This is a genomic window from Massilia sp. LC238 (genome assembly GCF_000735635.1).
GTDB classification, from domain to species: domain Bacteria; phylum Pseudomonadota; class Gammaproteobacteria; order Burkholderiales; family Burkholderiaceae_D; genus Telluria; species Telluria varians.
The window spans coordinates 199917-223426 of sequence record NZ_JNNN01000038.1 but is presented as its reverse complement, the minus strand read 5'-3'; the positions used below and the strand labels follow the sequence as shown (position 1 = coordinate 223426).

Sequence of the window (23510 nt, the reverse complement as noted above, 5' to 3'; positions counted from 1 at the left end):
CCGAAAAGAGACGAACAAGGAACCATGTCCCCCACTGCAGAAACAGGCGCCGGCGCCGCATCCCAGGCCTATCCCGAAGTCCGCTTCCGGGAACTGTTCGAGCAGGCGCCCGTCAGCTTGCAGATCCTCGACCCGCAGGGCTACACGATGCGGGTGAACCGGGCCTGGGAAGCGCTCTGGCACATCCACGAAGGCAGCGCGCTGAAGCGCCACGTGATGAGCCGCGACTACAACCTGCTGCGTGACCCCCAGCTGGTCGCCACCGGCGTCGCCGCCTGCCTGGCGCGCGCGGTGGCCGGCGAATCGGTCGAGATCCCCGCGATCCATTACGACACCGCCGCGCTCGGGCAATCCGGCCGGGCGCGCTGGGTCACCGCGCGCGCCCATCCCATCAAGGATGAACAGGGCCGGGTGGTCGAGGTCATGCTGATGCACGAGGACATCACCGAACGGATCCAGGCCGAAACCATCCTGCGCGAACGCGAGGAACGCTTCCGCACCCTGGCGATGGCGACCTCGCAGATCGTCTGGAGCAGCACCGCCAATGGACAGATCCTCGAGGATTCGCCGTCGTGGCGCGCCTTCACCGGCCAGCGCTATGAAGAGTGGCGTGGCTACGGCTGGCTCGATGCCGTCCACCCCGACGATCGCGAGCGTACGCGCCAGGCCTGGGACGCTTCCATCGCCAGCCACGCCGCCTACGAAACCGAATACCGCCTGCGCCGTGCCGACGGCAGCTACCGCTGGACGGCGGTCAAGGGCATTCCCCTCCTCTCGCTTGACGGCAGCGTGCGCGAATGGGTCGGCGCCAACCGCGACATCCACGACAGCGTGACCCAGCAGGAAGGACTGCTGCAGCGGCTGGACAGCGAGCGGCGCCAGTCGGCCCTGCTGGCCAAGGTGGCGAGCGCCGCGCGCACCCTGCACACGGCGCTGTCCAGCGAAGACATCGCCGATGCCTTGAGCCAGGAAGTGCGCGCCATCCTCGGCGCGGCCGAGGTCGACGTCGCGCTGGATGGCGATACCGGCGACGCCTCCGCGGCCGCGCCGGGCGCAGCGCCCGGCGCCAGCCTGGCGCTGCCCCTGCTCGACCGCAAGGGACGGCGGATCGGCCACATCCGGGTTGCCGGCAAGGCTGGCGGCTTCGACGAGCAGGACGAAGCCATCCTGGCGCAGCTGGCCGCGCTGGCGGCCACCGGTTTCGCCAACGCCCGGCTGTATCGCTCCTTGCGCGAGCAGGACCGGCGCAAGGACGAGTTCCTCGCGATGCTGTCCCACGAGCTGCGCAACCCGCTGGCGCCGATCGCCGCCGCCGCCGAGGTGCTGAGAATCGCCGCCGATCCCGGGCGCGTCCGCGTTGCGAGCGAGGTGATCGCGCGCCAGGTGCGGCACATGACGTCGCTGGTGAACGACCTGCTCGATGTGTCGCGCGTGACGCGCGGGCTGATCAAGCTGGACAAGACCCTGGTCGGCATCGGGACGGTGGTGGCCAGCGCGGTCGAGCAGTCGCGCCCGCTGGTCGAAGCGCGCGGTCATGCATTGACGCTCGAGATGGCGCCGGACCTGGGCGCGGCCCGGGTGCATGGCGATGCACCCACCTGGTGCAGGTGATCGCCAACCTGCTGGGCAATGCCGCCAAGTACACCCCGGACGGCGGCAGGATCGCCCTCGGCGCCGCCCGTGACGGCATGCGCGTGCGGCTGTGCGTGGAGGACAACGGCATCGGCATCGATGGCGGGCTGCTGCCGCAGGTCTTCGACCTGTTCACCCAGGCCGAGCGCACGCCCGACCGTTCGCAGGGCGGCCTGGGCATCGGCCTGGCCTTGGTGCGGACCATGGTGGCGCTGCACGGCGGCGAGGTGCAGGCGCACAGCGATGGACCGGGCAATGGCTGCAGGTTCACTGTCTGGCTGCCTTTGGCCTGATCGGCTCAAAAAAGCCACCCAAGCGACTCTTTGTGTAACTTATCGGTTTCTTTTTGTCCATCTTGTGTTACAGTGCTCCATATCAACAAATAAAGGAGACACTGTCATGAAAACCGCCGTTCACGATCACCAGGACGAGCTCGTCGCATTTTCGCGCCGCCAGTTGTGGTTTGCGCTGGGAGCCGTACTCGTGCTCGCCGCCGCCGCTGTCGGCCTGCTGGCATTTCCCGGTGCAGAAGCGCCGGCGCGCCTGTTCTCCCTCCTGCCGATCGCGATCGTGCTTGCCCTGGCCGCCCTGAAGACGGGCGGCGGGCGCGGCGCCCCGACCAGCGCCGAGGTCCGCGCGCTGGTGGACGACGAGCTGCGCCAGGCAAGCCAGCAGAAGGCCAGCCGCAATGGCTTCCTCGCCGTGCTGGCGGCGCAGGTCGTGCTGGCGCCCGGCCTGGCCTGGCTGTCCACGCCCTACCCGGTCGCGCTGATGGCGGTCCTGACGATCGCGACCGGTCTCACCGTGTTCCTCGGCAGCTTGCTGTATCACGACCGCTGAACCATGACGGAACACTTGAAGACGACGATGAAAGTGCAGCGCGCCAGGCTCGACCTGACCCAGGCCGGGCTGGCAGATCGGGCGGGCGTCACGCGCAAATCCATCAACGCCATCGAGACCGGGGCCATGGTGCCCTCGACGATCCTGGCGCTGAAGCTGGCGCGGGCACTCGGCGTCAGCGTCGAAGAACTGTTCTCGCTGGAGGAAGCCCCGGACTGAGCCCACCTCATAGGGGTCAGGTCTGACATTCGGACACGAGCTCGAGCATTAGCGTGCTGTACTGCTCAGTCCGTGTCTAAATGTCAGACCTGACCCCGGTAAGAAGAAGCGGCGTAAACGAAAAGAGCCGGGCAAGCCCGGCTCTCCAATACATCAAGCGATGATCACAGGTGCGGCGTGATCAGCGGCATCAGGTCGTCGAAGGTACGGCCCGAGCCGTTTTCGCCGATCGCATGCATCTTCCACTCGCCGTTGTGGCGGTACAGCTTGGCCATGATCTGGGCCGTGTGCGAGCCCTGCACCGACAGGTTGAAGCGCGCCACTTCCTGGTTGTTGCCGGCGTTGAGCAGGCGGCAGTAGGCGTTTTCCACGGTCGAGAAGTTCTGGCCGGTGAAGCTGTTCACGGTGAACACCAGCGACTTCACGCTGGCGGGCACGCGCGACAGGTCGACCTGGATCTGCTCGTCGTCGCCATCGCCGGCGCCGGTGCGGTTGTCACCGGTGTGGGTGATGCTGCCGTCCTTGCTCTTGAGCTGGCGGAACCAGACCACGTCGATCGGACGGTTCGATTCGTCGAACATCACGACCGATGCGTCCAGGTCGACCGGCTGGCCGGCGCCGCCGCCGAAGCCGAAGAAACCCTTCGACTTGGCCACGTCCCAGCCCAGGCCCATCGTCACGCGGCTCAGTGCTCCGCCGGCTTCCTTGTCCAGCGAGATTTTCTGGCCCTTGCTCAGATTTACTGACATATCGTTCTCCCTAATTTAAACTTCAGCGCGCCGGCGTCTGCATCCAGGCCTTGAATGCCATCCGGTTGCGCGAACATACATACACCCGACCCTTGCCCGAGAAGCGCAATACCATGCCCTCGCCGCTGGTCTGGCTGTTGATCAGGTTGCCCAGGAAGCCGCCACTCTGGCCGGTCGTGATCGAGATCTCGTAGCGCAGCCCGCTGTCCCAGCAGACCACGTGCGAGTTGTCGATGATCGCGTCCTTGCCCGGTTCCACCTCCAGCATCGACATCGAACCGAAGCCCGACACCACCACTTGGCCGCTGCCGGTCGTCTCGGTGACGAAGAAGCCGCCGCTCTGCGCGAACAGGGCGTTGCCGAGACTCTGGGTGCGCACCTTCAGGTCCACGCCCGAGGTGGCGGCGACAAACGCGCCGTCGCTGATGATGTACTGGTTCGGACCGCAGTCGATGGTCTGCATCGCGCCCGGCAGGGTCGGCGACAGCAGGCAGTCGCCGTCGCCGCGGGTCGCCTCGATGTGCTGCTGGAAGAAGGACTCGCCGTTGGCGAAGGTGCGCATCAGCGCGCTGCCCAGGCCGCCCTTCATCTTGCCTTTCAGGTCGAGCGTCGACTCCATCATCACCATCGCATCCGATTCGCAATAGATGGTTTCGCCGCGCCGCATCGAGACATGCAGGAAGGGATCGACGTCCCCGGTCACGGTAAATACTGGCATGTGGACTTCCTTTCGTAAGCGGCCCGCACCTGGCGCGGGCCGCGAGCATGGTAATTAAACGTTGACGCCGTAGTTCTTGGCGAGAGGCCCCAGGCCGCCCGCGAAGCCCTGGCCGATCGCGCGGAACTTCCAGTCGGCGCCGTTACGATACACCTCGCCGAAGATCATCGCCGCTTCGGTGGAGCTGTCTTCCGACAGGTCGTAGCGCGCGATCTCGCTGTTGTTGGCGGCGTTGATGCAGCGGATGAAGGCCTTGCCGACCATGCCGAAATTCTGGCGGCGCGCTTCGGCGTCGTGGATGGTCACGGCCAGCACGACCTTGTCGACGTCGGCCGGCACCTTGCTCAGGTCGATCGACACGGTTTCGTCGTCGCCCTCGCCTGCGCCGGTGGTGTTGTCGCCCGAGTGGACCACCGAGCCGTCGGCCGACTTCAGGTTGTTGTAGAAGATGAAGTCGCCATCCGAACGCACCTTGCCCGACGAGTTCAGCAGGAACACCGCGCCGTCGAGGTCGAACGCTGCGCCGTCGGTGGCGCGGGTGTCCCAACCGAGGCCGACCTTCAGCTGGGTCAGGCCGGGAGCTTCTTTCGACAGGTTGACGTTGCCGCCTTTTTGCAGACTGATTGCCATGATTGTGACTCTCCTAAAAATGACTTCTTGAACACCGGGGGTATGAGCACAGCGAGCTGGTGTTCTGCCACTTGCCGTGCGGTTCTTGCAGGGCAGGCCAGGCCTGCCCTTGTTTATGCTTCGATTGCCGCGTGCTTCTTCTTGTGCTGGATCGAGCTCCACAGCGAGGCCAGGATGAAGGCCAGACCAACGCCGCCGGTGATCAGCTCCGGCACGTGCATGTGCATGCTGACCAGCATAATCACGGCCAGGATACCGATCGCATAGTGCGCGCCGTGCTCCAGGTAGACGAACTCGTCGAGCGTGCCCTGGCGCACCAGGTAGACCGTCATCGAACGCACGAACATCGCGCCGATCGCCAGGCCCAGCATGATGATCACGACGTCGCTGGTGATCGCGAAAGCGCCGATCACGCCGTCAAAACTGAACGATGCATCCAGCACTTCGAGGTACAGGAAGCCGCCGATACCGCCGCGCTTGACCATCTCGCCCACGTCGCTGCTTGCGTCCGACTCGCTCTTTTCGAGCAGGCCGGAAATCATGTCGACACCGATGTACACCAGGATGCCCCACAGGCCGGCGATCAGGACGATCATCTTCTGCCCTTCGGCGATCCAGCTGGTCGAGTACATCAGCGCAGCCAGCGCCACCAGCACCGAGATCGAGGACACCTTGCCGAGCGAGCCGATCTTGCGCTCGATGTTGCCGAGCCAGTGCACTTCCTTCTCGTCATCCAGCATGAAGTTCAGGAACACCAGCAGCAGGAACATGCCGCCGAAGGCCGCCACTTCCGCATGGTGCTCGGTCAGGTGACCCGAAAACTCCTTCGGATTCGTCAAGGCCAGGTTCCAGACCTCCATCATGCCCAGGTCGGCCGCCACGGCGACGATCACCAGCGGGAATACCAGGCGCATGCCGAACACGGCGATGATCATGCCCAGGCCCAGGAACAGCTTGAGCCAGAACTCGTCCCAGCCTTTCAGCACCGAGGCGTTCACCACCGCGTTGTCGAAAGACAGTGAGACTTCCATGACCGAGAGGATGGCCGTCACGCCCAGCGCCGTTATCATGCCGGCGACGCCGCCATGGTCGTAACCCCACCAGCCTGCCAATGCCATACAGACTGCGGTCACGATGAATGACCACGTAAAGTGCTTCATGTTGTCGTTTCCCCTTATTTTTCAGTTAAGTTTTTGAATATGCGATGAGTTGTTGTGTCAGTATCATTTTTCGTCCAGAAGACCCACGCAGTATGAGGCCTGGCCGAATATTGAAAAAGCGAAGATAATCGAAGAGTTACTTCGCAAAAACAGAAGATATGAACCATACGCCTCCGAATTTCCGCCACCTGTACTACTTCTGGGTCGTCGCCAAGGAAGGCAGCATCACGCGTGCCGCCGAACGCCTGGGCCTGGCGATCCAGACCGTCAGTACCCAGCTGGCACAGCTCGAACTGTCCCTCGGCAAGTCCCTGTTCACCCAGCAGGGCCGGAGACTGACTTTAACCGAGGCCGGGCGCCTGGCCTTGTCCTACGCCGACCAGATCTTCCTTCTGGGAGAGCAGATGCAGGAAGCGCTGGCCGAGTCCGACAGCGCGCGCACCCGCCTGACGGTCGGCATTTCCGATTCGTTGCCCAAGCTGACCGCCTACCGGCTGCTGGAAATCGCCACCCAGCTGCCGCGCCCGGTGCGCCTGGTCTGCTACGAAGGCGAGTTCGACGAGCTGCTGGCCGACCTGGCCCTGCACAAGCTCGACGTGGTGCTGACCGACCGCGCGGTGCGCTCGGGCACGACGCTGCGCGTGTTCAGCCATCTGCTGAGCGACAGCGAGACCATCGTGGTCGGCGCGCCCGGCCTGGTGAAGGACTGGGGCGCGGACTTCCCGCGCTCGCTGAACGGCGCGCCCTTCCTGCTACCGACCCGCAATAATGCCTTGCGCGGCAAGATCGACGAATGGTTCGAGCTGCAGGGCGTGCGCCCCGACATCGTCGGCGAGTTCATGGACAATGCCCTGCTCAACACCTTCGGCCGGCGCGGACTGGGGCTGTTCTTCGCTCCGGCCGCCCTGGTGCACGACCTCGAGGAGCAGTTCAACGCGCTGCTGGTGGGGCGGGTGCCGCAGGTGCGCGAGCACTTCTATGCGATCTCGAACGAGCGCAAGATCAAGCATCCGGCCGTCGAAGCCATCCTGTCGGCGGTCCATAAGGGCGTGCTCGCGGGTACATAGCGGTACAATGATGTCGGCTATTGCCATTTTTTAACTAAATCTCTTCAATGGAAAACTTTCTGTTCGTCGTTCTCGCCCTGTTCCTGGTGGCGCTGAACGGCTTCTACGTGGCGGCTGAATTCAGCATCGTCACGTTGCGCAAGACCCGCGTCCATGCCATCGCCAAGACCACCGGCCTGCGCGGACGCATCCTCGGCAAGGTCCACGGCCAGCTCGACGCCTACCTCTCGGCCTGCCAGCTCGGCATCACCCTGGCTTCGCTGGGCCTGGGCTGGGTCGGCGAACCGGCCTTTGCCAGCCTGCTCGAACCGGTGTTCGCCATGCTGGGCGTCACCTCGCCCGAGCTGATCCACGGCGTCTCCTTCGTGGTGGCCTTCTCGGTCATCTCCTTCCTGCACATCGTGGTGGGCGAACTGGCGCCCAAGTCGCTCGCGATCCGCCTGCCGGAAGCGGTGGCGCTGTGGTGCGCCATCCCGCTGTACGCCTTCTACTGGGCGATGTATCCGGCGATCGCCCTGCTCAACGCCAGCGCCAACATGGTGCTGCGCGTGGCAGGCCTGGCCGGCGCCGGCAGCCACGACACCCATTACTCGACCGACGAGCTGAAGATGATCCTGCGCTCCAACACCAGCGCGCCGGGCGAGAAATTCACCAACGACGAACGCAACATCCTGGCGCAGTCGCTCGACTTCAGCCAGCTGGCCGTGTCCGACCTGATGCGGCCGATCAACGAGGTCAGCGCGCTGTACGCCAGCCGCTCGCTCGAGGAAAACATGGAGACGGTGCGCCGCAACCGCTTCTCGCGCTACCCCTACTTCGACGAGGAAGGCGAGGAAGTGCTGGGCGTGATCCACCTGAAGGACCTGTTCTTCGCCCAGCAGGCCGGGCGCACCATCACCGACCTGACCCAGCACCTGCGCCCGGTCGAGACCATCTCGGCGCGCACCAAGGCGCAGGACATCTTCCGGCGCTTCAAGAGCGGCGCCCCGCACTTCGCCCTGATCGGCGAAAAGGGCAAGCGCCCGGTCGGCTTCATCACGCTCGACAACCTGCTGGGCGCCATGGTGGGCGAGATCCGCGACGAGTTCCGCATGAACGAGAACGACTGGATGTCCCAGCCCGACGGCACCTGGATCGGCAAGGCCAGCCTGCCGATCTTCTCGCTCGAGCGCCTGCTCGGGATCGACATCGACAACGAGGAGATGGGCCTGGACGACGTCGAATCGGTGGGCGGCCTGCTGATGGCCAAGCTGGGCGACATCCCCAAGCAGGGGCAGCGCATCGGCTTCCCGCAGTTCGACGTGGTGGTCAAGAAGATGAACGGTCCGCGCATCCTCCTGGTGAAGGTCTTTCCAAAGGGAGAGCGCGAGGACGGACACGACGAACGCGACTGAAGGATTGAAACCTTTCCAGCATTGAAATATACAAAGTTGTTGCGCTTGCAATACTCCTGACGCATACTCGTGGACGACGGGATTCCCGGCGGTAGCGACCACGAGGAGCCATGATGTCCCTGCAAGTCCGCAACAACGTGCATGTTTCCGGCCAGGGCGGGGCCACCATGCTGTTTTCCCACGGCTTCGGCTGCGACCAGACCATGTGGCGCTATCTGGCGCCCGCCTACGAAGACCACTTTCGCGTCATCACCTACGACCTGGTCGGCAGCGGCCGCTCCGACCTCTCCGCCTATGACCTAACCCGCTACGCCAGCCTGCACGGCTATGCCGGCGACCTGCTGGAGATCCTCGACGAATTCGCGACCGGGCCGGTAATCCTGGTCGGCCACTCGGTGAGCGCCATGATCGGCATGCTCGCCGCCATCGAGGATCCGGGCCGCTTCGTGGCCCAGGTGATGGTGGCGCCCTCGGCCTGCTATATCAATGACCTGAGCAAGCATCCCGGCTATGTCGGCGGCTTCGAGCGCGAGGACATCGCCGAACTGCTCGAGACCATGGAAGCGAACTACATGGGCTGGTCGAGCAGCCTGGCGCCCGCCATCATGGGCGCGCCCAACCGCCCTGCCCTGCGCCAGGAACTCACCGACAGCTTCTGCCGCAACGATCCCGACATCGCCAAGCACTTCGCGCGCGTCACCTTCCTGTCCGACCACCGCGCCGACCTGCCCCGCTCCGCGACGCCGGCTTTGATCCTGCAGTGCAGCGACGACCTGATCGCCCCGCGCAGCGCCGGCGAGTACCTGGCGCGGCACCTGCCCCGCTCCCAGCTGCATGTGATCGACAACATCGGGCATTGCCCGCACATAAGCGCGCCGACCGCCAGCTCGCGCGCGATCGACGCCTTCCTGGCCGCCACCCTGGACTGAAGCCATGGACAGCGCCGCCACTTCCCTTGACGCGCTGTACGACGACGCCCCCTGCGGCCTGCTGCTGGCCGACGCCGACGGCCTGCTGCTGCACGCCAACGCGACCGCCTGCGCCTGGCTGGGCTTCACGCTGCCGGAGCTGGCCGGGATCGTGCGCATCCAGGACCTGATGACCGTCGGCGCGCGCCTGTTCCACCACACGCACTGCGAGCCGGTGCTGCAAGCGCGCGATTCGGTGGCGGAACTGCAGATCGACCTGCGCCACCGCGACGGCACCCGTCTGCCGATGCTGGTCAACATCGTGCGGCGGCGCGAAGCCGGCCCGATGGGCGATGCCGTCCGCGACCAGTGGGCCCTGTTCATGGCCACCGAGCGCCAGTCCTACGAGCGCGAGCTGCGCAACGCGCGCCGCGCCGCCGAGGAAGCGCTGGAAGCGCGCCGCGGCGCCGAACTGCAGCTGCAGGCCCTGAACGCCGCGCTGTCCGAGGCCGACCGGCGCAAGGACGAATTCCTGGCCACGCTCTCGCACGAGCTGCGCAACCCGCTGGCGCCGCTGCGCAGCGCCCTCGAGGTGATGCGCCATTCCGCGATGGCGGAGGACACCAGCGCGCGCCTGCTGCCGGTGTTCGACCGCCAGCTGCACCACCTGACCCACCTGGTCGACGACCTGATGGAAGTCTCGCGCATCACCCAGGACAAGATGGAACTGCGGCGCGAGACCGTGGACCTCGCCCTGCTGGCGCGCGCCGCCGTATGCGACACCGCCGGCCTGATGGAGCAGGCCGGGCACCGCCTGTCGGTCGAGTTGCCGCCGCATCCGGTCACGGTCGACGCCGACCCCACGCGCATCAACCAGGTGGTCGTCAACCTGCTCACCAACGCCGCCAAGTACACCCCCGACGGCGGGCGTATCGCGCTCTCGCTCGCGGTCGACGAGGGCACGGCGCTGCTGTCCGTGCGCGACAACGGCATCGGCCTGCCGCGCCACGCGCTGGCGACCGTGTTCGACATGTTCTCGCAGCTGGAACCGGCGCTGCAGCGTTCGCGCGGCGGCCTGGGGATCGGGCTGTCGCTGGTGCGCGGCATCGTGGACCTGCATGGCGGCAGCATCGCCGCCGAGAGCGAGGGCGAAGGCCGGGGCAGCTGCTTCACGGTACGCCTGCCGCTGGCCCAGCTTGCCGCACTGCCGGAACCGGCGGCGGCGCCCGCGCCGGCGCCGGCGCGCATCCTGGTAGTGGACGACAATGCCGACGCCGCCGAGATGCTCCTGATGGCGCTGGAAACCTTCGGCTGCGAGGTGCGCGCGGCCCACAGCGCCAGTGCGGCGCTGGCCATGGCCCAGGAATTCGCGCCGGAAGTCGCCTTACTCGACATCGGCCTGCCGGACCTGAACGGCTACGAGCTGGCGCGGCGCCTGCGCGCTACCGATACGGGCCGGCACATGCGCCTGATCGCCGCCACCGGCTGGGGCCAGGAAAAGGACCGCCAGCGCGCCTTCGACGCCGGCTTCGACCACCATCTCACCAAGCCGATCGACTTCGACCGGCTGCGCAGCGTGCTGGGGTCGAACCAGCATGGCCAGAACCTGTCCGGCTGATTCCGGCCGGCGCTCGGATCGTATGCGAGGCACGCGAACAGTAGCAGTGACAATGTGCAAATTTTGGCCTGCCTCCACGGTGCTATGCTCAGCGCTTCTGCGTTGACATGGATTTCCCGAGGCTCCCTTGAAAATTTTTGCGCTTTCCTTACGCGTCCAGCTGGCCTTCTACGCCTTCGCCCTCACACTGCCGACAGCAGGAATCTGGGGTTTTTCCCTGGCGAGCGGCATTTCGGTTCCGGGCGGCTTTTACTTCCTTGGCGCCGTCGTCAGCGTCCTCGTCTTCTGGACCTTTTTCGTCTTCATGTGGAACGTGATGTCCTGGGACCGTGAGTTAACATAACGAAGGCCTGGCCGGACCTTGTCCGTCGGGCGCCGATCGACTTCGACGGAGCAAGCAAATGGAATACGATCCCAACAACCCCTTTGCCCGCATCCTGCGCGGCGAACTCCCCTGCATCAAGGTCTACGAAGACGAGCACACCCTCGCCATCATGGACATCATGCCGCAGGCCCCCGGCCATGTGCTGGTGCTGCCGAAAGAGGCGGCCGTCGAGCTGTTCGGCCTGTCCGACGACGCGGCCGCGGCCTGCATCCGCAGCACCAAGAAGGTGGCGGCCGCAGTCAAGGCCGCGATGGGCGCGCCGGGCATCATGGTTGCCCAGTTCAACGGCAGCGCGGCGGGCCAGACCGTCCCGCACGTGCACTTCCATATCGTGCCGCGCGAGCAGGCGGCGGCGCTGCGGCCGCACGCCGCGGTACCGGCGGATACCGGGCAGCTGCAACAGATCGCCGCCCGTATCGTGGCCGCCCTGCACGCCTGATCGGGTGTCGCCGCGGCTGTGCTCTGCATAATGCCGGAGGCTGCTACCATGGCCTTTTTCACAATGGAGCGGCCATGGAACTGCTAGCGGACCCGAACGTCTGGATCGCCTTCCTCATGCTGAGCGCCCTCGAGATCGTGCTCGGGGTCGACAACATCATCTTCATTTCGATCCTGGTCGGCCGCTTGCCGCCCGATATGCGCGACAAGGCAAGGCGCCTGGGCCTGGGCTTTGCCATGGTCTCGCGCCTGCTGCTGCTGTTCTCGCTGAGCTGGGTAATGGGGCTCACCGCGGACCTGTTCAATGTATTCAATCAGGGCATTAGCGGGCGCGACCTGGTGCTGCTGTTCGGCGGCCTGTTCCTGCTCTACAAGGCCTCGCACGAGATCTTCGTCGAGGTGGAAGCCAAGGACCAGGCCGGGCCGCAGGACGTGGCCGGCACCGCCGCCGCCGCGGCGGCGACCAACAAGCTGTTCTGGAGCATCATCGGCCAGATCGCCGTGATCGACATCGTGTTCTCGCTCGACTCGGTCATCACCGCGGTCGGCATGGTGGACCAGATCAGCGTGATGGTGGCGGCCGTGATCTTCTCGGTGCTGGTGATGCTGGTGGCGGCCAAGCCGATCGGCGACTTCGTCGACCGCCACCCTTCCGTCAAGGTGCTGGCGCTGGCCTTCCTGGTGATGGTCGGCATGGCGCTGACGGCGGAAGCCTTCGAAGCGGACATTCCGAAGGGCTATATCTACGCCGCGATGGCGTTCTCGCTGGTGGTGGAAGCGCTGAACATCCGGGCCCGCGCCAAGCGCAAGGCCCTGCCGCCGAGGATCTAGAGCATCGTCTCGCCGGGGCGCAGGGTCAAGACCCGCACGCCCTGGCGCGTGACCGCGACGGTGTGCTCGAACTGCGCCGACAGCTGGCCGTCGCAAGTGACGACGGTCCAGCCGTCGTCTTCGGTACGCACGGCATGCCGGCCCTGGTTGAGCATCGGTTCGATGGTGAAGGTCATGCCTTCGCGCAGTACCAGCCCGGTCTGCGGCCGTCCCCAGTGCAGCACCTGGGGCGGCTCGTGCATCTCGCGCCCGATGCCGTGGCCGCAGTAGTCGCGCACCACCGTATAGCCATGCTTGCGCGCGTGGCGCTCGATGGCGTGGCCGACGTCGCCCAGGCGCGCGCCGGGACGCACGGCCCGGATGCCCTTCCACATGGCCTCATAAGTCACCTTCACCAGCCGCCTGGCGGCGGGCGACACTTCGCCCACCAGATAGGTCTTGCTGGAGTCGGCGATGTAGCCGTTCTTCTCGAGCGTGATGTCGAGGTTGACGATGTCGCCGCTCTGCAGGATCTCGGTGTGCGAGGGCATGCCGTGGCAGACCACGTTGTTGCGGGAGGAATTCAGCGCATAGGCATAGCCGTACTGGCCCTTGCTGGCCGGACGTGCGCCCAGCGCATCGACGATGAAGCGCTCGACCAGGTCATTGACCTGCATGGTCGACATGCCGATCAGGTTCAGGCTGTCCAGGTGGGCGAACACGCCCGCCAGCAGCCGGCCCGATTCGGCCATCAGCACAATTTCTTCAGGCCGCTTGGTCATGCCGCCGCTGCCTTGACGGCGTCCGGCGGTCCTCCCGCTACCCGCACGCTTTCCGGCGCCACCCCGGCGGCCTTCAGTTCGCGCGCGACGATCTCATTGAAGCTCATCGTCGGGTTCATCTCGCACAGCATGCCGATCTTGATCCAGAAGGCCGCCTGCGCGTTGATCGAGCGGCAGGACACACTGCTCGCCTTGCGGATCTGGTCATGTACTTCGTCGTCGATGTTTACGATGCCCACCATATTCTCCATATACGTTCCATATATGTATTATATACACATCAGGTACGAGCGCAAGTGACGCCGGTCAATCCTTACTTGCCCTTGGGCGTGTAAGCCAGCCCGAAACGCTTGGCGTAGTCGGCCAGCGGCTCCAGGCCGATGCTGCGCCGGCGCTCGTCGACACGGGCTTCGTCCTCGATCGGGTCGAAGCGCAGCGGATCGCCGCTCAGCTGGCTGCCGTACAGCTGGGGCTTGCCCTCCCTGATGCGAACGCGGTCCTCGAGCATTGCCAAGTGACTGCCGAGTGCGTCGCTGCGCCCGACCGCATCGCGCAGCAGCGGCAGGTATGTGCGCTGGCTGGCCGGATCGGCGTGCTGCAGCACGGCGAACGCGGTCTGCGAGGCCGCGCCGGCAAAGCGCAGGCCGGGCCAGCCGAAGCTGTCGATGATCTCGGCCAACCGCTTCATGTTGGCCACGTCGATGGCCGTCTGCTGCTTCCATTCGTCCGCACTGAGCTGGCCGGTCAGCGAACGGCCGCGGTACAGCTGGTCGGAGGCCGCCATCGCTTCGAGGTCGCGCACGGCGCGATGCCGTTCGGCGCTGATCGCTTCGCTGCTGAACACCAGTTCGTCGCCGAACAGGATCACCTCCCCGGCCGGGACCGTGATCCGGCCCTGCACGTTGCCTGCATAGCGGACCTGCCTGTCGTCCGTGTCGATAAGGTTGGCCACGGCCGAGGTCTTGACCTTGGCGCCGATCGGGAAGATCAGCCCGCCGACCGGTTTGCCGCCGGCATGGACGGAGATCGTGGTCTGGGTCAGTCCATCATCCGCTTGGGCCATCTGGGCCATTTGGGCGATGCAGGCAAGGATGGCCAGGTGCAGGCAATGCGCGCGCAGTCTCATTCGAAGCTTCTCCAGCTAAAGTACGGGCGAGGAGTCTAGCAGCTGCGAATGACGGGAAATCTCACGCAATGCCACGGCTTGCACGGGCAGGGTTCAGGTGCCGGCATCCTGGCGGATCACCCGGTCCGGCGTACCGGTCCAGTCAGTCATCAGGGAGTAGCCGACCGCCAGCAGGGTCGGCCCGATGAACATGCCGACGAAGCCGAAGGCGATCACCCCGCCCAGCACGCCCAGCAGGGTGAGCAGGAAAGGCAGGCTGCTGCCGCGGCTGATCAGCATGGGGCGCACGACGTTGTCGACGCCGCTGATCAGGAAAGTGCCCCAGATCACCATGAAGATCGCCCAGCCGGTCTCGTGATGCATGAACAGCCAGAAAGCCGCGCCGCCCCAGATGAGCGGCGGGCCGACCGGGATCAGGGACGAGATGAAGACCATCACCGACAGCAGCGGCACCGCCGGCACGCCCGCGATGGTGAAACCGATCGCCGCCACCACCGCCTGCGCCAGCGCGGTGCCGAGCAGGCCGTACATGACGCCGCGCACCGTCTGGCTCACCGTGTTGGCGACCGATTCGGCGCCCTCGCCCATCACGCGCCGCATGGTCACGGCGATCACCTCGAGCAGGGCCTTGCCGTCGCGGTAGAAGAAGAAGCTGACGAAAGCGGCCAGGCTGAGCTGGATCACGCCGGTGCCCAGCATCAGGCCACCGGCGATCAGGTAGCGCCGCGCCGGCTCCAGCATGCGCTGGGCCAGTGCGATCATCTGCTCGCGGCTGGCGACGAGCTCGCGCAGGTAGTTGTCGATCGTTGCGCCCACCAGCGGCAGTTCGCGTATCCAGGACGGCGGAATCAGTTCACGGTGCTCGACCGCCGTGCGCAGTTCGCTGAAGCCCCTGGCGACGTCGTCGGCCAGGTTGTAGGCGACCATCGACAGCGGGATGATGACGAGCAGGGTGAGCGACAGCGTCATGGTCAGCGCCGCCAGGGTGCGGTGCCCGCGCATCGCGTACTGCAGGCGCAGGTAGAGCGGCCAGGAGGAGATCACGACGCAGGCCGCGAACAGGATCGCGGCCAGGAAAGGCTTGAGGACGTAGAGGCAGCCCAGCGTCAGCAGGACGACAATGGCGATGCGGGTGTAGTTCCTGCCCTGGCGTTGTTCCATGCCGTCCCTGTCGAGTAGTCTTTACCTCATCATAACAGCAGACTTGTTAAGGATGGCTTAGAGGAACGGACGCTTACAGGAGCTGGCGCAGGTCCGATGCGATTGCACCCGGCTCGGCCTCGTGACGCACCAGCAGGCGCACCCTGCCCTCGCGGTCGAACACATAGCTGCCGGTCATGTGGTCCACTGTGTAGTTCTTGGGATCGTCGCCGGACGGGGTCTTGGCGTAGAACACCTTGAATTCCTTGGCCGTGCGTGCGGTGGCCTCGGCGTCGCCGCGCAAGCCGATAAAGCTCGGGTGGAAGGCCGGCACGTAGGCATTCAGCAGTTCCTGGGTGTCGCGCTCCGGGTCGAGCGTGATGAACAGCACTTGCACGTCCTTGCTTGCCGGGCCGAGTTCCTTCATCACGGTGGCCATCTTGGCCATCGTGGTCGGGCACACGTCCGGGCACTGGGTATAGCCGAAGAACACCACGACCAGCTTGCCGCGGAAGTCCTGCAGCGTGCGCGGCTTGCCGGTATGGTCGGTCAGCGAGAAGCCCTTGGCGTAATCGAGGCCGGTGATGTCGGTATTGACGAAGGCCGGGGTCTTGTTCGACAGCTTGTCACAGCCGGCGGCCAGCACCGCCGCGGACAGCATCAGGGCGGTCAGCAGTTTTTTCATGGTCAGAACTTGAAGTAATGGTCGACCAGCAGCGCGGCGAACAGCAGCGACAGGTAGACGATGGACCAGGTAAAGGCATTACGCGCAGCCATGTCGCTGTAATGCTTGTGCACGCGCCACGAGTGGCGCAGGAAGACCGCGTTCAGCACGACGGCCGCGGCCAGGTAGATCAGGCCGCTCATGCCGACCGCGAACGGCAGCAAGGTGGTCGCCGCCAGCGCGATGGTGTACAGCCACACCTGCAGGCCGGTGTACTGCATGCCGTGGGTAATCGGCAGCATCGGCAGGCCGGAGCGGGCGTAGTCCTCACGGCGGTACATGGCCAGCACCCAGAAGTGCGGCGGGGTCCAGACGAAGATGATGAGCACCAGCAGCCAGGCTTCCATCGGCACTTCATTGGCGACGGCGGCCCAGCCCAGGGCCGGCGGCATGGCGCCCGACAGGCCGCCGATGACGATGTTCTGCGGCGTGGCCGGCTTGAGCAGCATGGTGTAGATGAAGGCATAACCGACGAAGGTGACGAAGGTCAGCCACATGGTGAGCGGATTGACGAGGAAATACAGCACGCCCATGCCCAGGCCGCCGATGATCGTCGAGAAGATGATCGTCTGGGTGCTGGTGAGCTCGCCCATGGCGGTGGCGCGGCGCGCCGGGCGCGCCATGCGCGCGTCGATCTCGGCCTCCACCAGGCAGTTCACGGCGAAGGCGGCGCCCGCCAGCAGCCAGATGCCGGCGGTGCCGGCAACCAGCACCTGCCAGCCCGGGAAACCGTCGGTGGCAAGGAACATCCCGATCACCGCGCAGAACACGGCCAGCTGCGTGACCCGTGGTTTGGTCAGGGCCCAGTACTGGGCAACGCGGCTCGGGGGTTTATGGAGGGCTGTCTGGGTCGTCATCGATGGGGTGCGTGGGGACTCGAACCGCGGCAAGGCCGGGGTCGCGGTGGCGCCGGCCAGGTCGCGGCTCTCGTCGAGGCTCAATTCGCTGCTCATCCGGCGCGGTTCACTTCAAGTTGCTGTCTCACCCGATAGTTTAACATGGTCACCAGCAGGACCAGCAGGGCCGCCCCCGCGTTATGCATTACGGCAATGGCGAGCGGGAAGTCGAAGTAGACCGTGGCCACCCCGGTCAGCAGCTGGACGACCAGCACCCCGGCCAGCCATTTGGCGTGTTTTGCCAGATAGGCATGGCGCAAGGCGCGCCACACCAGCAAGCCGACGACGGCGACCACCAGGATGGCGAAGTTGCGGTGCACCCAGTGGATCGCCACCAGGGCCGAGAACGGCAGGTAGTGGCCGGCCGCCGTCTTGCCCAGCTCGCGCCACAGGTGGAAGCCGTGCTCGAAATCCATGTCCGGCACCACTCGGCCGTCGCACAGCGGGAACTCATCGCAGGCCAGGGTCGCGTAGTTAGTGCTCACCCACCCGCCCAGCGCGATCTGCACGGTGATGACGACCGCCGCCAGCAGCGCCAGCGTGCGGATGTTGCGCAGCGCGGCGTCGTCGCCGGCGCGTGGCGGCTTGTGCATGAGGTAGTCTTCACGCCCGCCGAGCCAGGTCAGCAGGGCCAGCAGGCCCATGCCCAGCAGCAGGTGGATGGTCACGATCACCGGCTGCAGCTTCAGGGTGACGGTCCAGGCACCGAAGGCGCCCTGGATGCACACGAAGATGAACAGCGCCAGCGGGATGCCCGGCTTGAAGGCCTGCATCTTCGTTTTGCGCCACTGCACGGTGGCGGTGATGAGCAGGGCCATGATGATCACGCCGATGCCCATCGCCAGGTAGCGGTGGATCATCTCGATCCAGGCCTTGACCACGGTGACCGGCCCGGTCGGCATGGCCGCCTCGGCCGCCGAGATCTGCTCGTGCGCCAGGAAGGGGTTGGCCATGCCGTAGCAGCCCGGCCAGTCCGGGCAGCCCAGGCCCGAGTCGGTCAGGCGGGTAAAGCCGCCGAAGACGATCAGGTCGAAGGTCAGGAAGACGGCGACCCATACCAGCTTGCGGAACTTGTTGGGGTCCGAGGACATCCAGACCATCGACAGTGGCAGGATGGCCACGAGCACGCCCATCAGGGCCAGTTGGATCAGGGAAGAAGCTTGCATTATCTATCAGGGTGTCGCGGGCCATGCGCATGGCCCTGGATGGGATCGGGCCTGGTCAGCCGATCGCGGAAGCCTTGAGCAGCTTGGCGATATCCTTGTGTACCTTGCTCGGATCCGGATTGACGGGGAAGCGCATCATCAGGTTGCCGAGCGGGTCGATCAGGTAGATGTGGTCGGACGGCTGCGTGCCCTTGTCGGACGGCAGCCACTTGTCGACGGCCTCCTTCGGCGCGCGCAGCAGGTGCATGCCGTCGTATTGGCGGATCGTCATCGTGTCGAGCGGCTGATTGTCGGTGACGAGCCAGACGCGTTCGACGCGGTCCATGTTCTTGCCCTGCATGGTGCGCCACTGGCGCATCGCGAACAGCTGCTTCTGGCAGGCTTCCAGGCATTCGCCGCCGCCGACCTTCAACATGATCCACTTGCCCGCGTACTGCTCCAGCGTTTCGGGGCGGCCGTCGAGCGTGGTACTGGCCATGGCCGGGATCGGCCTGCTGCGCGGGTCGATCAGGGTGCCGTAGTTGGTGCGCCCGGTCGGCTTGATGACGTAATAGGTGAGATAGGACAGGATCATCGGCGCCGCGCAGACCAGCAGCACGGCGAACAGTTTCCAGCGGCCCGTGCGGCGGGCCTTCACCGGATCCTTGGCGGGATCAATTGCCTGCATCACTGGTTTCTGCTTCAGGTTTTCCTGCATCGGCTTGTTTTGCTCCACTCTTTGCTCCACTTCGGAACCCTGTTATCACAAAAAATAGGATGGCCATGACCGCCAGCGCATACCACTGGAAGGCGTAGCCGCGGTGCTTGTCGATGCCGCTCGAGGGCGAGGGCCAGACCCGCAGCAGCATGTCGTCCAGCTCGCCCGGCTGGTCCGGCCCGGTCTGCTGCACAAAGAAGGGCTGCAGCACCAGTCCGGTGGCCTTGGCCACCAGCGCCGGATCGATGTTCTGGACGATCGCCTTCGGCGCCAACGGCGCGGCGTCGCCCAGGTCCATCACGTGCCCGGCCGAGGCCACGACGATGCCTTCGACCGTGACCGTGCCCGAGGGCGTGGTGAAGGCCGGCAGCTTGCCGTATTCCGCTTCGCGTGGCAACCAGCCGCGCATTACGAGCACATGTGTGTTCGATCCCGCGATTTTAAACGGCATCACGAGGTAGTAGCCAGGACGGCCGGCCATCGGGCGGTTGGCCAGGAACAGCGGCCAGCCGGCGACGAACTCGCCGCTGACGCTGACATGCCGGTATTCGAGTTGGGCGGCGGGCGTGAGGGCGCTGCCGAGCGCCATGGGTGCTTCGGTGGCGAGGGTGGCCAGCTTTTCCTGCACGGCCAGCTTGTATGCGGCCCTGCCCTGCTGCCAGTTACCCAGCGCAATACCTACCAGGGCAACAAGCAGTGCGGCGATGAAGGGAATGAGGCGAAAATGGAAGGGGAAGCGCATTACAATGATGCCTCAACCTTGACTGGGCCAACCATGAAACTGCTTGTTGCGATTGCCTTCATCCTAATCCTAGCCAGCCTTGCGTCGGCCCTTTTCTTCCTGATGCGCGACAAAGGCCAGAGCAACCGGACGGTGCATGCGCTGGCGCTGCGGGTCGGGCTGTCGATTACCCTGTTCCTGTGCCTGCTCGGCGCCTACAAGATGGGGTGGATTGCCCCGACCGGGATTCGCTGAACGCCATCCGAAATACCACACAAAACGTAGCGTGGGCGGGTTCCCCGCCCACGCGGTCAACGGACGGGAAATAATTGCAACGCCAGCCCGCCAACGTTATTTGACCGCGTGGGCGGGAGACCCGCCCACCCTACCTGTTACCTTGAAGCTGCGGTTACAGCCAGTACACGACGACGTACAGGCCCAGCCACACCACGTCGACGAAGTGCCAGTACCAGGCCGCGCCTTCGAAGCCGAAGTGGTTGTCCGCCGTGAAGTGGCCCTTGAGCACACGGTACAGGATCACCGACAGCATGATCGCGCCCATGGTCACGTGGAAGCCATGGAAGCCGGTCAGCATGAAGAAGGTCGAGCCGTAGATGCCCGAGGTCAGCTTCAGGTTCAGGTCCGCGTAGGCGTGCATGTATTCATAGACCTGGAAGCCCATGAAGATCGCGCCCAGCAGGATGGTGGCGAACAGCCAGAACGCCGTCTTGGAACGGTGGCCGGCGCGCAGGGCGTGGTGCGAAATCGTCAGGGTGACGCCCGACAGCAGCAGCAGCGCGGTGTTGATGGTCGGGATCGGGAACGGACCCATGGTCTGGAACTGGTCCACCACGCCGGCCGGGCCGGTGTTGCCCCAGGTCGGAGCGAAGTCCGGCCAGATGATCTTGTGGTCGAGGTCGGAGAGCCAGGGCATGGTGACCGCGCGCGCGTAGAACAGCGCGCCGAAGAAGGCGCCGAAGAACATCACTTCCGAGAAGATGAACCAGCTCATCGACCACCGGTAGGACAGGTCGATGCGCCTGCCGTACATGCCCGACTCGGATTCCTTGATGGCGTCGCCGAACCAGAAGTACAGCACCACCAGGGTGGCGGCGATGCCGCCCAGGCACACTGCCGGGCCCCAGGGGGCGCTGTTGACCCAGCCGGACGCGCCGGCCATGGTGACCAGCATCGAAATGCCGGCGCACATCGGCCAGCGCGACGGGCCTGGCACGAAATAGTAGGGCGCGGTTTGTGGCGAACTCATTTTCATCTCCTCATCTACTCTTTGTGTTATCGGGTGATTCTTTTGTGTCGCTAAGAGCGCCAACAATTCCCCCGATGGCTTGCCTCGGGGTTTTGTTAGGCGCTCCACTCCTGTTCTACTGCGCTTGCTTATTGTGCCACCGCCGCTTTCGCCGACGCCGTCTGCACCGCGCCGCCGATCTCGAAGAAGGTATACGACAGGGTGATGTTCTTCACCTCGCGCGGCAGCGCCGGGTCGATGAAGAAGACCACCGGCATCTGGCGCGCTTCGTTGGCGGCAAGCGTCTGTTCCTGGAAGCAGAAGCATTCCACTTTCTTGAAGTGCGGCGCGACGACCTGGGGTGCGTAGCTCGGGATCGCCTGCGCCTTGACCGCCCTCGCCTGCGTGTTGACCACCTCGTAGGTGACGGTGGTCAGCTCGCCGGGATGCACTTCGATGCTGCGCTGGACCGGGCGGAAGCGCCACGGTCCCTGCGCATTGCCATCCAGCTCGACGACGATCTTGCGGCTCTTGTCGATCTGGGTATTCTTGGGCGCTTCCACGAACTCGCCCTGGGTCAGCACGTTGATGCCGAGTACCTCGCAGATCTGGCGGTACACCGGCACCAGCGCGTAACCGAAGCCGAACATCACCACCGCCACCACCACCAACTTCATCAAGGTGGTGCGGTTCAGTTGCAGCAGCCGTTTGCTCGCGCTCATCTCGACGCTACCTTCAGCTCAGCCAGGTGAACTTGACGAACACGCTGGCGAAGAAGAACAGCGCGATCCCGCCCAGGATCAGGGCGGTGCGCAGGTTGCTGGGCTTGCGTGGTTCCTGGACCATGATCACTTCACCAGCGGCGGGGTTTCGAAGGTGTGGAACGGCGCCGGGCTCGGCACGGTCCACTCCAGGCCTTCCGCACCTTCCCACGGCTTGGCCGGGGCCTTGGCGCCGCCGCGGATGGTCGGCAGCACGACCGCGAACAGGAAGTAGACCTGCGACAGGCCGAAGCCGAAGGCGCCGATCGAGACGATCATGTTGAAGTCGGTGAACTGGGTGGCGTAGTCCGCATAGCGGCGCGGCATGCCGGCCAGGCCCAGGAAGTGCATCGGGAAGAAGGTGACGTTGAACGTAATCAAGGAAAGCCAGAAGTGCACCTTGCCGCGGAATTCCGGATACATGTGGCCGGTCCACTTCGGCGCCCAGTAGTAGAAACCGGCGAACAGGGCGAACAGCGAGCCCGCCACCAGCACGTAGTGGAAGTGCGCCACCACGTAGTAAGTGTCGTGCACCTGGATGTCGATCGGGGTCACCGCCAGGATCAGGCCGGTGAAGCCGCCCATGGTGAACACGAAGATGAAGCCCACCGCGAACAGCATCGGGGTTTCGAAGGTCATCGAGCCCTTCCACATGGTGGCGACCCAGTTGAACACCTTCACGCCGGTCGGCACCGCGATCAGCATGGTGGCGTACATGAAGAACAGCTGCGAGGTCACCGGCATGCCGGTGGTGAACATGTGGTGCGCCCACACGATGAAGGACAGGATCGCGATCGAGGCGGTCGCGTAGACCATCGAGGCGTAGCCGAACAGGGGCTTGCGTGCGAAGGCCGGGATGATCTGCGAGACGATGCCGAAGGCCGGCAGGATCATGATGTAGACCTCGGGGTGGCCGAAGAACCAGAAGATGTGCTGGTACATCACCGGGTCGCCGCCGCCGGCCGCGTTGAAGAACGAGGTGCCGAAGTGGCGGTCGGTCAGGGTCATGGTGATGGCGCCTGCCAGCACCGGCATCACGGCGATGAGCAGGTAGGCGGTGATCAGCCAGGTCCAGCAGAACATCGGCATCTTCATCAGGGTCATGCCCGGTGCGCGCATGTTCAGGATGGTGACAATGATGTTGATCGAGCCCATGATCGACGAAGCGCCCATGATGTGCATGGCGAAGATCGCCATGTCCATGCCCGGGCCCATCTGGGTCGACAGCGGTGCGTACAGGGTCCAGCCGGCCGCGGTGGCGCCGCCCGGCGACAGGAAGGACGCGGCCAGCAGGATTGCCGCCGGCGGCAGCAGCCAGAACGAGAAATTGTTCATGCGGGCGAAGGCCATGTCCGAGGCGCCCACCTGCAGCGGCAGCATCCAGTTGGCGAAGCCCACGAAGGCCGGCATGATCGCGCCGAACACCATCACCAGGCCGTGCATGGTGGTCAGCTGGTTGAAGAACTCGGGGCGGAAGAACTGCAGGCCCGGCTCGAACAGTTCGGTGCGGATCATCAGCGCCAGCACGCCGCCCGAGAGCAGCATGATGAAGGAGAACCACAGGTACAGGGTACCGATGTCCTTGTGGTTGGTGGCGAACAGCCAGCGGCGCCAGCCGTGTGGGTGGTCGTGCGCGTGGTCGTGGCCGTGGTCGTGTGCGTGATCGATGGTGCTGGTAGTCAT

At 65.1% G+C, this 23510-nt stretch carries 29 protein-coding genes; 12 read left to right on the top strand and 17 right to left on the bottom strand.

The window, feature by feature from the left end:
* Positions 1-24 precede the first annotated feature (24 nt).
* The 4 genes from FG94_RS28170 (at position 25) to FG94_RS10455 (ending at position 2691) form a co-directional block, all read left to right on the top strand.
* On the top strand, positions 25-1611 hold the full coding sequence (locus FG94_RS28170) for a PAS domain S-box protein (RefSeq protein ID WP_051996428.1): 1587 nt from the start codon (positions 25-27) through the stop codon (positions 1609-1611).
* On the top strand, positions 1602-1925 hold the full coding sequence (locus FG94_RS28165; protein WP_051996426.1) for a sensor histidine kinase KdpD: 324 nt from the start codon (positions 1602-1604) through the stop codon (positions 1923-1925). The genes FG94_RS28170 and FG94_RS28165 overlap by 10 nt, the downstream gene beginning before the upstream one ends.
* Before the next feature lie 106 nt (positions 1926-2031).
* Positions 2032-2472, top strand: a complete 441-nt coding sequence (locus tag FG94_RS10460) for a hypothetical protein (protein ID WP_036210759.1) — start codon at positions 2032-2034, stop codon at positions 2470-2472.
* Between the two features lie 3 nt (positions 2473-2475).
* The gene (locus FG94_RS10455) at positions 2476-2691 is read left to right on the top strand and encodes a helix-turn-helix transcriptional regulator (RefSeq protein WP_229445904.1); all 216 of its coding nucleotides are present in this window, start codon (positions 2476-2478) and stop codon (positions 2689-2691) included.
* A gap of 164 nt (positions 2692-2855) precedes the next feature.
* Here the strand turns inward: FG94_RS10455 and FG94_RS10450 are convergent, their stop codons facing one another.
* The 4 genes from FG94_RS10450 to FG94_RS10435 form a co-directional block, all read right to left on the bottom strand.
* The gene (locus tag FG94_RS10450; protein WP_036210757.1) at positions 2856-3440 is read right to left on the bottom strand and encodes a TerD family protein; all 585 of its coding nucleotides are present in this window, start codon (positions 3438-3440) and stop codon (positions 2856-2858) included.
* Between the two features lie 22 nt (positions 3441-3462).
* A complete protein-coding gene (locus tag FG94_RS10445) occupies positions 3463-4158 on the bottom strand; it encodes a TIGR00266 family protein (protein ID WP_027867020.1) in 696 nt (231 codons plus the stop codon).
* Between the two features lie 54 nt (positions 4159-4212).
* Positions 4213-4788 carry a TerD family protein gene (locus FG94_RS10440; protein WP_027867019.1) on the bottom strand — a complete coding sequence of 192 codons (576 nt, stop codon included), beginning with the start codon at positions 4786-4788 and terminating at the stop codon, positions 4213-4215.
* Positions 4789-4901: 113 nt separating this feature from the next.
* Positions 4902-5948, bottom strand: a complete 1047-nt coding sequence (locus FG94_RS10435) for a DUF475 domain-containing protein (protein WP_036210752.1) — start codon at positions 5946-5948, stop codon at positions 4902-4904.
* A gap of 158 nt (positions 5949-6106) precedes the next feature.
* Between FG94_RS10435 and FG94_RS10430 the strand changes: the two genes are divergently transcribed.
* From FG94_RS10430 to FG94_RS10400, 7 genes are all read left to right on the top strand, one after another.
* Positions 6107-7015 carry a LysR family transcriptional regulator gene (locus FG94_RS10430; protein ID WP_036210749.1) on the top strand — a complete coding sequence of 303 codons (909 nt, stop codon included), beginning with the start codon at positions 6107-6109 and terminating at the stop codon, positions 7013-7015.
* Between the two features lie 47 nt (positions 7016-7062).
* Positions 7063-8409 carry a hemolysin family protein gene (locus tag FG94_RS10425; protein WP_036210746.1) on the top strand — a complete coding sequence of 449 codons (1347 nt, stop codon included), beginning with the start codon at positions 7063-7065 and terminating at the stop codon, positions 8407-8409.
* A gap of 113 nt (positions 8410-8522) precedes the next feature.
* Positions 8523-9338, top strand: a complete 816-nt coding sequence (locus tag FG94_RS10420) for an alpha/beta fold hydrolase (RefSeq protein WP_036210743.1) — start codon at positions 8523-8525, stop codon at positions 9336-9338.
* A gap of 4 nt (positions 9339-9342) precedes the next feature.
* Positions 9343-10935, top strand: a complete 1593-nt coding sequence (locus tag FG94_RS10415) for an ATP-binding protein (protein WP_036210741.1) — start codon at positions 9343-9345, stop codon at positions 10933-10935.
* Positions 10936-11062: 127 nt separating this feature from the next.
* Positions 11063-11278 (top strand): hypothetical protein, encoded by a 216-nt coding sequence (locus FG94_RS10410; protein ID WP_036210738.1) that lies wholly within the window; start codon positions 11063-11065, stop codon positions 11276-11278.
* A 58-nt stretch (positions 11279-11336) separates the two neighbouring features.
* Positions 11337-11759, top strand: coding sequence for an HIT family protein (locus tag FG94_RS10405; protein ID WP_036210735.1), 423 nt, complete (start codon positions 11337-11339; stop codon positions 11757-11759).
* 74 nt (positions 11760-11833) lie between these two features.
* Positions 11834-12589: a TerC family protein gene (locus FG94_RS10400; protein ID WP_036210732.1), complete on the top strand. Its 756-nt coding sequence runs from the start codon at positions 11834-11836 to the stop codon at positions 12587-12589.
* Here the strand turns inward: FG94_RS10400 and map are convergent.
* The 9 genes from map to FG94_RS10355 form a co-directional block, all read right to left on the bottom strand.
* Positions 12586-13350, bottom strand: a complete 765-nt coding sequence (map, locus tag FG94_RS10395; protein ID WP_036210729.1) for a type I methionyl aminopeptidase — start codon at positions 13348-13350, stop codon at positions 12586-12588. The genes FG94_RS10400 and map overlap by 4 nt on opposite strands.
* Complete coding sequence (locus FG94_RS10390; protein WP_051996465.1) at positions 13347-13589, bottom strand: ParD-like family protein; 243 nt, start codon at positions 13587-13589, stop codon at positions 13347-13349. Before FG94_RS10390 ends, map begins: the two co-directional genes overlap by 4 nt.
* 74 nt (positions 13590-13663) lie before the next feature.
* Positions 13664-14476, bottom strand: a complete 813-nt coding sequence (locus tag FG94_RS25965; protein WP_051996423.1) for a DUF6624 domain-containing protein — start codon at positions 14474-14476, stop codon at positions 13664-13666.
* Positions 14477-14569: 93 nt separating this feature from the next.
* Positions 14570-15637 carry an AI-2E family transporter gene (locus tag FG94_RS10380; protein ID WP_036210726.1) on the bottom strand — a complete coding sequence of 356 codons (1068 nt, stop codon included), beginning with the start codon at positions 15635-15637 and terminating at the stop codon, positions 14570-14572.
* A gap of 73 nt (positions 15638-15710) precedes the next feature.
* Complete coding sequence (locus FG94_RS10375) at positions 15711-16301, bottom strand: SCO family protein (protein WP_036210723.1); 591 nt, start codon at positions 16299-16301, stop codon at positions 15711-15713.
* A gap of 2 nt (positions 16302-16303) precedes the next feature.
* A complete protein-coding gene (gene cyoE, locus FG94_RS10370; protein ID WP_036211055.1) occupies positions 16304-17197 on the bottom strand; it encodes a heme o synthase in 894 nt (297 codons plus the stop codon).
* A 92-nt stretch (positions 17198-17289) separates the two neighbouring features.
* On the bottom strand, positions 17290-18402 hold the full coding sequence (locus FG94_RS10365) for a heme A synthase (protein ID WP_036210720.1): 1113 nt from the start codon (positions 18400-18402) through the stop codon (positions 17290-17292).
* 55 nt (positions 18403-18457) lie between these two features.
* The gene (locus FG94_RS10360; RefSeq protein ID WP_036210717.1) at positions 18458-19069 is read right to left on the bottom strand and encodes a cytochrome c oxidase subunit I; all 612 of its coding nucleotides are present in this window, start codon (positions 19067-19069) and stop codon (positions 18458-18460) included.
* Entirely contained in the window at positions 19056-19841 is a 786-nt protein-coding gene (locus FG94_RS10355) for an SURF1 family protein (protein ID WP_051996421.1), read from the bottom strand. The genes FG94_RS10360 and FG94_RS10355 overlap by 14 nt, the downstream gene beginning before the upstream one ends.
* A gap of 33 nt (positions 19842-19874) precedes the next feature.
* Here FG94_RS10355 and FG94_RS10350 point away from each other — a divergent pair, with 33 nt between their 5' ends.
* A complete protein-coding gene (locus FG94_RS10350; protein ID WP_027867006.1) occupies positions 19875-20075 on the top strand; it encodes a twin transmembrane helix small protein in 201 nt (66 codons plus the stop codon).
* Positions 20076-20229: 154 nt separating this feature from the next.
* On the opposite strand, the gene FG94_RS10345 is transcribed toward FG94_RS10350, so the two are convergent.
* The 4 genes from FG94_RS10345 to ctaD all read right to left on the bottom strand — a co-directional run bounded on the left by FG94_RS10345 (position 20230) and on the right by ctaD (position 23510).
* Positions 20230-21087, bottom strand: coding sequence for a cytochrome c oxidase subunit 3 (locus FG94_RS10345; protein WP_036210714.1), 858 nt, complete (start codon positions 21085-21087; stop codon positions 20230-20232).
* A 128-nt stretch (positions 21088-21215) separates the two neighbouring features.
* Entirely contained in the window at positions 21216-21788 is a 573-nt protein-coding gene (locus tag FG94_RS10340) for a cytochrome c oxidase assembly protein (protein WP_036210711.1), read from the bottom strand.
* A 13-nt stretch (positions 21789-21801) separates the two neighbouring features.
* Positions 21802-21912, bottom strand: a complete 111-nt coding sequence (locus FG94_RS28160) for a cytochrome oxidase small assembly protein (protein WP_209587845.1) — start codon at positions 21910-21912, stop codon at positions 21802-21804.
* 2 nt (positions 21913-21914) lie between these two features.
* On the bottom strand, positions 21915-23510 hold the full coding sequence (gene ctaD / locus FG94_RS10335; RefSeq protein WP_036210709.1) for a cytochrome c oxidase subunit I: 1596 nt from the start codon (positions 23508-23510) through the stop codon (positions 21915-21917).